This window comes from Streptomyces synnematoformans (genome assembly GCF_039531005.1).
GTDB lineage: Bacteria > Actinomycetota > Actinomycetes > Streptomycetales > Streptomycetaceae > Streptomyces > Streptomyces synnematoformans.
Genome location: NZ_BAAAPF010000219.1, coordinates 1 through 12,336, shown reverse-complemented (window position 1 = coordinate 12,336; position 12,336 = coordinate 1). Strand labels below are relative to the sequence as shown.

Annotated in this window: 9 protein-coding genes, 1 tRNA gene and 1 pseudogene; 4 read left to right on the top strand and 7 right to left on the bottom strand. The window is 72.8% G+C overall.

Going from position 1 to position 12,336, the window contains the following annotated elements; genetic code table 11:
• From ABD317_RS26000 to ABD317_RS25990, 3 genes are all read right to left on the bottom strand, one after another.
• On the bottom strand, positions 1-1,354 hold a 1,354-nt coding region (locus ABD317_RS26000), incomplete at its 3' end, for a tetratricopeptide repeat protein (RefSeq protein WP_344292504.1).
• A 375-nt stretch (positions 1,355-1,729) separates the two neighbouring features.
• A tRNA-Met gene (locus tag ABD317_RS25995) sits at positions 1,730-1,803 on the bottom strand.
• Between the two features lie 100 nt (positions 1,804-1,903).
• Positions 1,904-4,870 carry a UPF0182 family membrane protein gene (locus ABD317_RS25990; protein WP_344292506.1) on the bottom strand — a complete coding sequence of 989 codons (2,967 nt, stop codon included), beginning with the start codon at positions 4,868-4,870 and terminating at the stop codon, positions 1,904-1,906.
• A 143-nt stretch (positions 4,871-5,013) separates the two neighbouring features.
• Between ABD317_RS25990 and ABD317_RS25985 the strand changes: the two genes are divergently transcribed.
• Positions 5,014-5,610 (top strand): PPA1309 family protein, encoded by a 597-nt coding sequence (locus ABD317_RS25985; protein WP_027754011.1) that lies wholly within the window; start codon positions 5,014-5,016, stop codon positions 5,608-5,610.
• A gap of 88 nt (positions 5,611-5,698) precedes the next feature.
• Here the strand turns inward: ABD317_RS25985 and ABD317_RS25980 are convergent, their stop codons facing one another.
• The 3 genes from ABD317_RS25980 to ABD317_RS25970 form a co-directional block, all read right to left on the bottom strand.
• Complete coding sequence (locus ABD317_RS25980; RefSeq protein WP_344292502.1) at positions 5,699-6,793, bottom strand: YlbL family protein; 1,095 nt, start codon at positions 6,791-6,793, stop codon at positions 5,699-5,701.
• A gap of 271 nt (positions 6,794-7,064) precedes the next feature.
• Complete coding sequence (locus tag ABD317_RS25975; protein WP_344292500.1) at positions 7,065-7,544, bottom strand: molybdenum cofactor biosynthesis protein MoaE; 480 nt, start codon at positions 7,542-7,544, stop codon at positions 7,065-7,067.
• A gap of 120 nt (positions 7,545-7,664) precedes the next feature.
• Positions 7,665-8,810 (bottom strand): SDR family oxidoreductase, encoded by a 1,146-nt coding sequence (locus ABD317_RS25970; protein WP_344292498.1) that lies wholly within the window; start codon positions 8,808-8,810, stop codon positions 7,665-7,667.
• 175 nt (positions 8,811-8,985) lie between these two features.
• On the opposite strand from ABD317_RS25970, the gene ABD317_RS25965 reads away from it, so the two are divergent.
• Entirely contained in the window at positions 8,986-10,488 is a 1,503-nt protein-coding gene (locus tag ABD317_RS25965) for a zinc-dependent metalloprotease (protein WP_344292496.1), read from the top strand.
• Complete coding sequence (locus ABD317_RS25960) at positions 10,485-11,015, top strand: NUDIX hydrolase (RefSeq protein WP_344292494.1); 531 nt, start codon at positions 10,485-10,487, stop codon at positions 11,013-11,015. Before ABD317_RS25965 ends, ABD317_RS25960 begins: the two co-directional genes overlap by 4 nt.
• 28 nt (positions 11,016-11,043) lie before the next feature.
• On the opposite strand, the gene ABD317_RS25955 is transcribed toward ABD317_RS25960, so the two are convergent.
• Positions 11,044-11,628 (bottom strand): M48 metallopeptidase family protein, encoded by a 585-nt coding sequence (locus ABD317_RS25955; protein WP_344292492.1) that lies wholly within the window; start codon positions 11,626-11,628, stop codon positions 11,044-11,046.
• A gap of 168 nt (positions 11,629-11,796) precedes the next feature.
• On the opposite strand from ABD317_RS25955, the pseudogene ABD317_RS25950 reads away from it, so the two are divergent.
• Positions 11,797-12,336: pseudogene (locus ABD317_RS25950) on the top strand (ThiF family adenylyltransferase); the annotation flags it as partial.

Sequence of the window (12,336 nt, the reverse complement as noted above, 5' to 3'; positions counted from 1 at the left end):
CGGCACCGGCGGCGCCCGCCGCCTCCGACCCGGGGCCCGTGCCGGAGCCCGGGCGCCGGTCGTCCAGCAGCGCCGCCAGCCGGAACGCCCCCTCGGCGCTGCCGCCCTCGGCGGCCGTCCGCAGCCGGTGCGCCGCGGCCTTCTCCTCGCCGTCGCGCAGCAGCGCGATGCCGACCTGCAGCGCGGCCTCCACGTGCCCGGCCGCCGCGGCCCGCTCGTACCACTGCCGGGCGCCCTTCCCGTCCGCCCGGCCCGCGTGGATGATCCCGAGGTTGAACGCCGCGTCGACGCTCCCCGCCTCCGCGGCCTTCGAGAACCACGGCTCCGCGCCCGCGGCGTCGCCGCGCTGCAGCAGCAGCACCGCCAGCGCGTTGGCCGCCTCGCAGTGCCCGGTGTACGCGGCCTGCCGGTACCACTGCTCGGCCTGCTCCATCCGGTTCTCCCCGGCGCACAGCAGCGCCAGGTTGTACGCGCCGTTGACGTCGCCCGCGCCCAGCGCCGCGCGGTACCACCGCTCCGCCTCCTGCGGCTCGCCGCGGTCCGCGTGGAGCGCGCCGAGCGCGTTCGCGGCGTTGCCGTCGCCGTCCTTCGCCGCCTGGCGCCACCACACGGCCGCGCTGGCGTCGTCGCCGGCGTCGCGCAGCAGGAAGCCCAGCGCGCAGGCCGCGCGCGGCTCACCGCCCCGCGCGGAGATCACGTACCACCGGCCGGCCTCCTGCGACTCGCCGCGCTCCTCCAGGAGCGTGCCGAGGTGCAGCGCCGCGGTACCGTGCCCGCGGGCGGCGGCCTGCCGGTACCACTGCTCGGCCTCGGCCACCGGGTCGTCGCCGGACCCGGCCGCGTCGCGGACGAGGCTCAGCGCGCCCGGCCGCGCCGCCGCCCGCCGCAGCCGCGTGCCGGTGTCGACGCCGCTGCCGGACGGCGCCCGGGTGCCGGTGTCGAGGATGCGCGCCAGGCGGTACGCCGCCTCGCGGTGGCCCTTGTCCGCCGCGATGCGGAACCAGCGCTCGGCGCCCACGTCGCTGCGGTGCTCCAGCAGGTCCGCGAGCGCGTACGCGCCCAGCGCGTGCCCGGCCTCGGCGGACTGGCGCAGCCAGTACTCGGCGCCGGGCTCGTCGCCGTTCTCCCGGTAGTAGCGCCCGAGCGCGTGCGCGGCGGCGGGCGAGCCGCCGACCGCGGCGATGCGCCACCAGCCGGCCGCCTCCTGGGCCTGGCCGCGCTGGTAGAGCAGCACGCCCAGGTTGTTCGCCGCCGCCCGGTCGCCCTCGGCCGTCGCGGCGCGCAGCACCGGCTCCGCACCGTCCAGATCCCCCTTGCGCAGCAGGGCGGCGCCCCGCGCGCTCAGCTGCGCCACGGCCGGATCCGTACCGTGCGCAGCGCTCAACTCACCGGCGGGGGGAGCCTCTCGCTCCTGCCCGCCGGCGCCCCCTGTCCTACGGGCGTCCAACACCCTTGCCTCGTCCCCCATGAGGTCCATCGTCGCACCACCTGCAACCCGCGTACACCTGGTATACCGCAGCCAGGGAGGTCACTTCAGCGGTTTGTCGACTTCCCGACACAACGACTCAACAAACCTTGTCACGTCCACAGCCCCCAAAACAACGACCTCAAGAACACACGACCGACACATCCGCCCCCCTCGCATCACCGCCCCCACGGCACACACAGATCACACGGAAGACACACGTCGAGGCCCGGAGTCCGATGGACTCCGGGCCTCGATCTCGCGTAGCGGGGACAGGATTTGAACCTGCGACCTCTGGGTTATGAGCCCAGCGAGCTACCGAGCTGCTCCACCCCGCGTCGTGTGCCGTAAGGCTATCACGGTGCGGAGCGCTCCCGCGCCGCCGGCCCCCGGGCCCGCGGCCCGCCGGACTTCGCAGTCCGGCGGCCCGCGGCCGGCCTAGGCCCCGCCGCCTCCGCCGTCACCGGCATCGCCGCCGCCTCCGCCGCCGCCGTCTCCGCCGCCGCCACCGCCGGAGGCCGCTCCGCCTCCGCCGCCGCCGTTCCGCCCGCCCTGCTGCTGGATCTCCTCGATCCGCTGCAGCGCCGCGTCCAGCTCCTCCTGGGCCTCTCCGTACGCCGCCCAGTCCTGGTCCTCCAGCGCCTGCTGGCTGTCCTCCCAGGCCTGCTGGGCGTCGTCCACGGCCTCCTGGAGGTTGCCGCCGGCGGGCGGTTCCTCCTCCGGTGGCGGCGCGTCGCCGGTGTCCTCGGGTGGAGTCGCCTCCTCCACCCCGAAGACGACGTTCAACGCCTTGGGCAGCGTGTTCTCGAAGGCCGTCCTGTCGCCGTACGTGACCAGCACCTTGCGCAGCAGTGGATACCCGGTGCCGGTGCCCTGCACGTACACCGGCTCGATGTAGATCAGTCCGCCCTCCAACGGCACCGTGAGCAGGTTGCCGTAGATGACCTCCGAGTCGCCTCGCTGCAGGATGTTGATCTGGTCGGCGATCGCGGCGTTGGAGTTGAACCTGGACTGCACGAGCCTCGGTCCCGGCACGGGACTGTTGGGCGGCAGCTTCAGGATTCTGATCTTCCCGAAGTCGTCGTTGCGCGCGTCGGCGCCCACGGCCATGTACGCCCCGAGGTTGTTGCGGTTGCGGGGCGTGAACGTGGTCGTCAGCGAGAACGTCCGCGAGTCCTGGTCCGGCATCTTCATGCTGAGGTAATAGGGCGGCACCGAACTGTCGATCTTGGTGGTCGGGTCGTCCGGGATCTGCCACTGCTCACTGCCGGAGTAGAACTGCTTGGGGCTGGTGACGTGGTACTGCGTCAGCAGCTCGCGCTGGACCTTGAACAGGTCCTGCGGGTAGCGCAGGTGGTCCATCAGCGAGTCGCTGATCTCCGCGCGCGGCTTGACCGTGTCGGGGAACGCCTTCATCCACGTCTTGAGCACCGGGTCGTCGGTGTCCCACTCGTAGAGGTCCACGCTGCCGCTGTAGGCGTCGACGGTGGCCTTCACCGAGTTGCGGATGTAGTTGACCTGGTTCTGCTGCGCGATCACCGAACGCTGGTCGTCCGTGAGCGAGTCGGTCGTCGTGTCGCCCAGGGTGGTCCTGGTCGAGTACGGATAGCCGTTGCTGGTGGTGTAGGCGTCGACGATCCACTTGATCCGGCCGTCGACGACCGCCGGATACGGGTCGCCGTCGATGGTCAGCCAGGGCGCGACGGCCTCCACCCGCTCCTTCGGGGTGCGGTTGTAGATGATCTGCGAGCCCTCGCCGATCGCACCCGAGTACATGATCTGCGGCTCGCTGAACGTCAGCGCGTACGCGGCCCTGTTGACCGGGTTCGACAGGTCGACGCCGCTGTCGCCCTGGTAGCTGTACGTCTTCTCGCCGGAGTCGTCGGCGTAGTCGACCTCGTCCTGCGGACCGCCCACGATCGAGTAGTCCCGGGTCTGCTCGCCGTAGTAGATGCGCGGCTCGTAGTCGCCCAGCTCGCCCTCGGGGGGCAGGTCCTTCTCCGTGTACGACGGGTCGCCGTCTTTGGTCACCTCGGTGCCCTTGGCGGAGACGACGCCGTAGCCGTGGGTGTACCGGAAGTGGCTGTTGATCCAGCCCTTCTCCGGGATGCCGCCCACGTTGATCTCACGCAGACCGACGACGGTGTCCTGCGAGTCCCCGTCCTCGTCCTCGTACCGGTCGACGTCGAGGGTGCCGGGGAACTGGTAGTAGCCGCGGACCTGCTGCTGCTGCTGGTACGTGGGGGAGACGATGTTCGGGTCGAGCAGCCGGACGCTGGCCGTCGTGTCGACGGCGTTGCGCAGCTGCTCGTTGGTGGTCTCCTTCGGCGCCTGCCCGGAGTAGTCCGTCACCTTCGAACCGTCGATGTCGTACGCCTTGCGCGTCGCCTCGATGTTCTTCTTGATGAACGGCGTCTCCTTGGCCTGCTCGTTGGGCTGGACCTGGAACTTCTGCACGATCGCCGGGTACAGCCCGCCGATGAGGATCGCCGAGAGCGCCATGAGGCCGAGGCCGATGAGCGGCAGCTGCCACGTGCGCCGCCACAGCGTGGCGAAGAACAGCAGCGCGCAGATGATGGCGATGACGAAGAGGATCGTCTTCGCCGGCAGATAGGCGTTCGCGTCCACGTAGCGCAGGCCGGTCCAGCCGTCGGTGGTCTTCAGACCGCTGGTCTTGGTCGCCAGGCTGTAGCGATCGAACCAGTACGCCACGGCCTTGAGGGCCACGAAGATGCCGAGCAGCACGGCGAGATGCCCGGTCGCCGCGGACGTGGCGCGCGCACCCGGGCTGGAGATGCGCAGGCCGCCGTACAGGTAGTGGGTGAGCGCGGCGGCGATCGCGCAGAGCACGATCGCGACGAAGCCGAAGCCGAGCAGGAACCGGTACCACGGCAGGTCGAAGGCGAAGAAGGAGATGTCCTTGTGGAACTGCGGGTCCTTCTCGCCGAACGACTGGCCGTTGACCCACAGCAGCCAGGTGCGCCACTGCCCGGTCGCGGAGGCGCCGGCGATCAGACCCACCAGCGTGGCGACGCCGAGCAGCACCCACTTCTTGTACGGCGCGAGGTTCATCCGGTAGCGGTCGAGGCTCTCCTGCTCCAGCGACATCGCGCTCAGCGGCGGCCGGAGCCGGTGGGCCAGCCACATGTTGAAGCCGACCGCCACCGCCATCAGCACGCCGAAGACGACGAACAGCCCCACCTTGGTCCACAGCCGGGTGGTGAAGACCGAGGAATAGCCGACGGAGCGATACCAGAGCCAGTCCGTCCAGAAGCCGGCGAACATGACGAAGATGATGCCCAGGATGGCGAGCACACCCAGCGTCATCAGCAGCGTTCGTACCCGCCGGGACGGCCTGCCCACACTGATCCGTGGCCCGGTGGGGCCTCCGCCGCGGTCCGGCATCTGGAAAGCCAAGGTGGCACCTCGAGACTTGAACGTCCTGTCATACGGCCCCCGCGGCACAGGGGCTCAATGTGGCAACTTACTAAAGCTTTACTCAGTTCCCGCCAGGGGGTGGCAGAGAGCGATGAGGCAGGATGACGAGCATGTCCAACTCTCCCACCGGCGGGCCACCCCTGGCAGCCGACCCGCTGACACGCGCGGTCCTGGAACTTGACGAGTACGCGTCCGGCTTCGGCTGGGACCGGCCGCCGCGGCTCTTCGCCCTCGTCGACACCGCGCAGCTGCGCGCCCAGGAGCCCGGGCTCGCCGAACGGCTGGGCCTCGGCGACGCCGGGAACGGCGCGGAGCCCGGATCCGGGGCCGGGGCGGAGCCGGCCGCGCAGGTGTCGTACACCCCCATCGAGCAGCAGGAACTGCCCGAGGGGCAGCCGCTGGACGAGTTCCTCGGCACCATCGCCTGGCCCGACGCGGTCAGCGGCTGCGCGCTCACGGTCGAGCGGCTCATGCTCCCGCCCGCGGCGGAGGCCGAGGTGCCCGAGGGCCTCGACGAGGCGGGGCTCAACGCCTGGGTCACCGAGCACCCGCGGCGCGAGGAGGTCCGCATGACGGTGGGCGTGCTGCGCGACGGGAGCCGGGAGGCCGCGCTGCGGCTGCGCTCGAAGGACGCGCCCACCGAGGTGCTCACCGGGCCGGAGCTGGTGCCGGGGCTCGCCCGGGCGCTGGCGGCCACGTTCGACTGACTGTCGTAAGGCCGGCTGGTCCCGTCGGCTGGCCGGCCTTACGCGTTCCGGGCCACCCGCGCTACGTCCCGCCCCCGTGTCCGTACGGCTACTCCCCGCACTCGACGAGCTGGTCGACGCGGCCCTCGCGGATGTCCTCCAGCGCGTCCATGGCGTCGTCCATCTTCCGGACCCTGACGAGCGCGAGTCCGTCGGGCACGTCGCGGACGGCCGTCGCGCAGTTCTGCGCGGGGGTGAGGAAGAACTCCGCGCCCTGGTCCCGGGCGCCGACGGTCTTCATGTGGATGCCGCCGATCGGCCCGACCTGGCCGTCGGGGTTGATCGTCCCGGTGCCGGCGACGAACTCGCCGCCGGTGAGATCGCCCTTGGTGAGCTTGTCGACGATGCCGAGCGCGAACATCAGGCCCGCGCTGGGGCCGCCGACGTCGGCGAGCCTGATGCCGATCTCGAACGGGAAGGTGTGCGCGGTGCCGGCGGTGATGCCGACCATGGCCTTCCCCGGTTCCCGGTCGGACTCCTTGGCGGTGACCGTGACGTCCTCGCCCGGCAGCTTCCGGGGGTCGTCGCCGTTCTTCTCGGCCTTCTCGGCCCGGTCCGCGGGGACGATCCGGAAGTCGACCTTCTCCCCCGGCTTGTGGCTGGTGACCAGCTCGACCACGTCGCCCGGCCCGTCGACGCGCTGGCCGTCGACCGCCTTGATCACGTCACCGGCGTGCAGCGTGCCCTGCGCGGCGCCGCCCGCGAGGACGGACGCCACGATGACGCGGGTGGTGAAGGGAATGCCCAGCTCGTCGAGCGCGGCGACCTTGGCGCTCTCCTGCGAGGCGGTGAACTGCTCGGCGTTCTGCTGGTCGACTTCCTCGGCGGTGGTGTCGTCCGGGTACAGCGACTCGTGCGGCACGACCGCGTCGTCGGGCGAGAGCCAGCCGTAGACCGCCTCGACGAGGTTCATCTTGTAGTCGGCGCCCGTGACGCGGACCGTCGTCATGTTGAGGTGCCCGCCGGCCGGATACGTCTTGCGGTCCTTGATGTGCAGGACGGGCTCGCCGTCGTGCTCCCCCAGGGTGTTCACCGTCGGCCCCGGCGACATCTCCGCGTACGGCACGGGGATGAAGACCCCGGCGACCAGGATGGCGAGGAGCGTCACGGTGGAGGCGAGCAGCGTCGCCGTGCGGCGTGGCATAGAACGACAGTACGGGACGCTCAAGCGGCCCCGGAACGGGAGTGGCTACGCTCCATGGCCTCCCGGAACCGGGCGTACCCCGCGAGCTCCGTACTGTCTCCGACCTTGCGGCTGCGCGTCGCCCAGCCCGCCCATATCGCGGTCGCCCCGGCCGAGGCGAGGGGTATGACCAACCAGGCTATCGCTGCCATTCCGTGCTCCCAGCTGATGTGAACTTCTTTCCGATAAGCCAACGCTCACGCGGGCCCGGAGGTTACGCAACTCGACAACCTCAGCCAGCGCCCACCCACTCCTCTGTCCCGTCGGTGAACATCTGGTGTTTCCAGATGGGAACCTCCTGCTTGAGGGTGTCGATCAGGCGGCGGCAGGCGTCGAACGCCTCGGCGCGGTGCGGGCAGGAGACGGCGACCACGACGGCGAGATCCCCCACGGCCAGTTCGCCCACGCGGTGGACGGCGGCCAGGGCCCGTACCGGATAGTCGGCCGCGACCTTCTCCGCGACGCGGCGCATCTCCGCCTCGGCGGTGGGGTGGGACGAATACCCCAGCGCGGTCACGTCCTGGACGTGCTCGGACGCCTCCCGGCGGTCGTGGTCGCGGACCGTGCCGACGAAGAGCGCCGTGCCGCCCGCGGCGGGGTCGCCGACGGCGGCGAAGACCTCGTCGACCGAGAGGGGGGTCGCACGGACGGCGACGAGCCGCACGGGGTCCGCTGCCGCCTGCTCTCCGGGGTGCTGCGGGGTGTCTGCCATGCGTCCATCCTGCCGCAGGGGACCGACGCTCCCGCCCGCGCGCGCCTGCCGTACGGGCCCGGGGGCGGTCCGTACCGGCCCGGGCACGGACCGTACGCACGCGTCCGCCGCGGATGCGGCTCAGATCTTCCCGCGGCGCGCTTTGCGCACCCGGCGTACGACCGCGGCCGTGCCCAGCAGCGCGACCGTCGCCCCGGCCCGGCCCGCGGCGCCCGCCGCGGCGGCGTCCTTGGGGCCCAGCCGGCGGCCGGCGACGGTGTGCCGGCCGGCGACCTCGTCCAGCAGCTCGGCCAGCACGTCCTCGTTGGTGTGCTGCGGGCGCCAGCCCGCCTCGTGCAGCCGGCTGCCGCTGACGACCCAGGGGTACATCGTGTACGCGAGATCGCCCGCGGGCGACGGCGTGAGCCCGAGGCGGTGCAGCCGGGCGGCGGCGCCCAGCGCGACGGCCGACGGCAGCTCCATGCGCCGGATGTCGGTCAGCTCCTCGACCTCCTCCTGCTCCAGCCAGCCGTCGCAGCCGACCGCCAGTTCCCCCTCGGCCTTCTCCAGCGCCGCGAACTCCAGCGCGGTGGCCAGGTCGTCGATGTGGCAGAACTGCCAGCACGGCCGGGTGCCCTTGACGACCAGCAGCCGCGGCGACTCGAAGTACCTGGTCAGCGGCGTGTCGACACCGCCGACGACGGCCGCGGGGCGGACCACGGTGACGTTCAGCCCGGGGTGCGCCCGGGGCGCGCGGCGGCCGAGGCGCTCCATCTCCAGCAGGTCGCCGACGCCGGTGGCCTCTTCGGTGGCGCGCAGCTCGGCGTCCTCGGCGAGCGGGACCGGGTTGTCGGGCAGCGCCCCGTAGACCATGGCGGAGGTGCACAGGACGACGCGGCGCACGCCGGCCGCCGCGGCGGCGGTGAGCACCGTCTGCGTACCGCGTACGTTGTACGCCGTCCGGGCCGTGGCGTCGGTCTCCAGGTCCAGGTCGAGGGCCAGGTGCACCACGACGTCCGTGCCGCGCAGCTTGTCGGCGATGGCGGGGTCCCGCACGTCCAGCACGTGCCAGTGGGCCTCGGGCAGCTCGCCGCGCCGCTCGTCGATGGCGACGACCTGTTTGACCTCGTCGGAGGCCGCCAGCCGCTCGACGAGCAGGGCGCCGATGCCGGCCGCCGCCCCGGTGACGGCGACGACGGGCCGCCACGCGCCCGGGGCGGGCTCGTCGGCCGCGGCCCCATCGGCGGGCTTTCGCGCTGCGCGAACGTTCGGTTCCGGGGAACTCACCGGGCGGCTCCAGCTGTTGTGTGCAGTAGTTCCATCCATCCTGCCCCAGTCGCGCCCCCGGCGGTGGCGGCAGGCGCCAGGACATCGTGCAGGCATACGAAGCGGCATAGGGTGGAGGTAGTGGAGGGCGTACGCCGCCGGCCCGGTGCAGGCGGCCCGACGAGCCGAGGAAACCGTGAGTGACACCCCATTCGGATTCGGCCTCCCCCAGGAGCCGGACGACGACGGCGAGGGCGAGGGCAAGGACGCCCGCAAGGGGGACGGCGACCTGAGCGGCCGGGACCCGTTCGGCTTCGGGGACGCCGCCGGCGACCCGCAGAACCCGTTCGCGGCCATCTTCGGCTCCCTCGGCGGCGGCCCGGGCGGCGCCATGGGCCCGCAGGACCTGGGCGCGGCCTTCCAGCAGCTCGGCCAGATGCTGAGCTACGAGGGCGGCCCGGTCAACTGGGACATGGCCAAGGACATCGCCCGTCAGACCGTCTCCCAGGCGGGAGCCGAGGGCGAGCCGGACGCAAGCGTCGGCCCCGCCGAGCGCAAGGCGGTCGAGGAATCCGTACGACTCGCCGACCTGTGGCTCGACGGGGTGACCTCGCTGCCCTCGGGCTCGGGCGTCGCGCTGGCGTGGAGCCGCGCGGAGTGGGTCGAGGAGACCCTTCCGGTCTGGAAGGAGCTGGTCGATCCGGTCGCCGAGCGCGTGGGCGCCGCGATGGGCGGCGTGCTCCCGGAGGAGATGCAGGCCATGGCCGGCCCGCTCATCGGCATGATGCGCTCGATGGGCGGCGCGATGTTCGGCACCCAGATCGGGCACGCCGTCGGCGTGCTGGCCGGCGAGGTCGTCGGCTCGACCGACATCGGGCTGCCGCTGGGGCCGGCCGGCAAGGCGGCGCTGCTGCCGGTGAACATCAAGAAGTTCAGCGAGGGCCTGGGCGTGCCCCACGACGAGGTCCGGCTCTATCTGGCGCTGCGCGAGGCGGCGCACCAGCGGCTCTTCGCCCACGTGCCGTGGCTGCGCTCGCACCTCTTCGGCGCCGTCGAGGGCTACGCGCGCGGGATCAAGGTCGACACCTCCAAGCTGGAGGACCTGGTCGGCCAGGTCGACATCGAGCGTCCCGAGCAGCTGCAGGAGGCGCTGCAGCAGGGCATGTTCCAGCCGGAGGACACCCCCGAGCAGAAGGCGGCGCTGGCCCGGCTGGAGACGGCCCTGGCGCTGGTCGAGGGCTGGGTGGACGCGGTGGTGCACGCCGCCGCGGAGCCGCACCTGGACGCCCCCGCGGTGAACTCGCTGCGGGAGGCGCTGCGGCGCCGGCGCGCCACCGGCGGGCCCGCGGAGCAGACGTTCGCGACCCTCATCGGGCTGGAGCTGCGGCCCCGGCGGCTGCGGGACGCCTCGCGGCTGTGGGCGTCGCTGGCGGACGCGCGCGGGGTCGACGGGCGGGACGCGCTGTGGGCGCACCCCGACATGCTGCCGACCGCGGGCGACCTGGACGACCCGGACGGCTTCGTGCACAGCGAGCAGGCGGACTTCTCGGAGCTGGAGAAGATGCTGGGCTCGGGCGGGACGCGCGCGGAGCCGGAGCCGGGGGAGGCCGCCGGCTCCGGTGACGGCGATGCCGGAGGCGCCGAGGGCGCCGAGGGCGCCGAAGGGCCGGACGGCGGCAAGGGCGACGCGGACAAGTGACGCTGCGGGACGACGCCGAACGCGTACTGAAGGAGTGGGAGGCGCCGGACGGCGGCCAGGACGCGCTCCGTCTCGCGTACCTGGAGCATCTGGCCGCCCATCCCGACGGCATGTACAAGCCGTGCGCCACCGGGCACGTGACGGCCAGCGCGCTGATCGTCGACGTGGCGCGCGAGCGGGTCCTGCTGACCCTCCACCGCAAGCTGAACATGTGGCTGCAGACGGGCGGCCACTGTGAGCCGGAGGACGCCACGCTGGCCGGGGCGGCGCTGCGGGAGGCGGGCGAGGAGTCCGGCGTGACGGGTCTCACGCTGCTGCCCGGCGGTCCGGTGGGTCTCGACCGGCACCACACCCCGTGCGCCTGGCACCTGGACGTGCAGTACGCGGCGCTGGCCCCGGCCGGCGCGGTGCCGGCGATCAGCGAGGAGTCGCTGGACCTGCGGTGGTACGGGTACGACGAGGTGGCGAGCGTCGCGGACGGCTCCGTGGCGCAGCTGATGGAGCGCACCCGGGCGCGGCTGGCGTGAGCCCTGCGCCCTGCGGCGGGCGGGACGGCTAGTCGGCGCCCGGCGGCGGGCTGCCCGGCGCGGGGCGCGGGATGAACGGCAGGCTCTCCCCGGCGACCACGCCCTCCAGGTAGCCGCGGGCCCGCTCGGTGCGGGGGTAGGCGGCGACGAGGTCCCAGAAGCGGGGGCCGTGGCCCGGCACGAGCAGGTGGGCCAGCTCGTGGATGAGCACGTAGTCGATGACGTACTCGGGCATGCCCTTCAGCCGGTGGGAGAGGCGGATCGTGCCCTCGGCGGGGGTGCAGGAGCCCCAGCGGGTGTTCTGGTTGGTGACCCAGCGCACGCTGCTGGGCCGGGCCCGGCCGTCGAGGTACTGCGCGGACAGCCGCTGGGCGCGGTCGGCCAGCTCGGCGTCGCCCGGCATCCGCCGGTTCTCCTGGGCCTGCAGCTTGTCGAGCATGACGGTCACCCAGCGCTGTTCCTCCGCCTCGCTCATGCGGGCGGGGATCAGCACGACCGTCCGGTCGCCCTCGCGGTACGCGGATACGGTCCTGCGCCTGCGCGCGCTGCGTCTGACCTCGACCGCTCGCGACGGTTTCGGCCGTCCTGGGCTGTGCTCTGGGTCAGCGGGCACGCCACGACGTTACCCGGTCGGCGCGGTGAAAGTCCCGGCCAGAAGCACGGGTACGGCGTCGTCGCAGGGGTCGCGTCCAATTCGTAATACTTTTTCCGTCACCTGTGGATAACTCGGCATGCGGCGGGGCGGGGGCTGGCAGAGTGGCGGCGGAACGAGGGGGGCGTGATGCATCCGATGATCAAGCCGGCGCTGCGGCGGAGCTGGCGCGGCAGGCACACCGTACAGATGGGCGTGACCAGGGCACATGCGGTGTCCATCCAGCCGGTGGACGCGGCGACGGGGCTGTTTCTGCGGCGGTTGGACGGCACCCGCGGGCTGGATTCGCTGCGCCGGGAGGCGCACCGGTTCGGTCTCTCTCCGCGCTCGGTGGACGCCCTCGTGGCCCGATTGACCAGGGCCGGGCTGATCGACGAGGGACCGCCCCCGCCGAACGGCACCGTAACTCCCCGGGAGGACCATCCGGCCTCCACCGAGTTTCCACACGACGTCCACCGTCGCGCGAGCCCCGCTCCACCGGAACGGCCCGGCCCGCCCCGGGCGGACCCGCCGGCGGCCGGGACCGGCAGCCGGGCCGGGAGCCGGGCCGGGGCGATACCGGCGCGGCTGTGCGGCGACCAGGCGTCGCTGTCCGTCGTGCACCCCGAGCCGGGTGCCGCCGCGGAGCGGCTGGCGGCGGCCGGGAGGCTGCGGGTGCTGGTGCGCGGC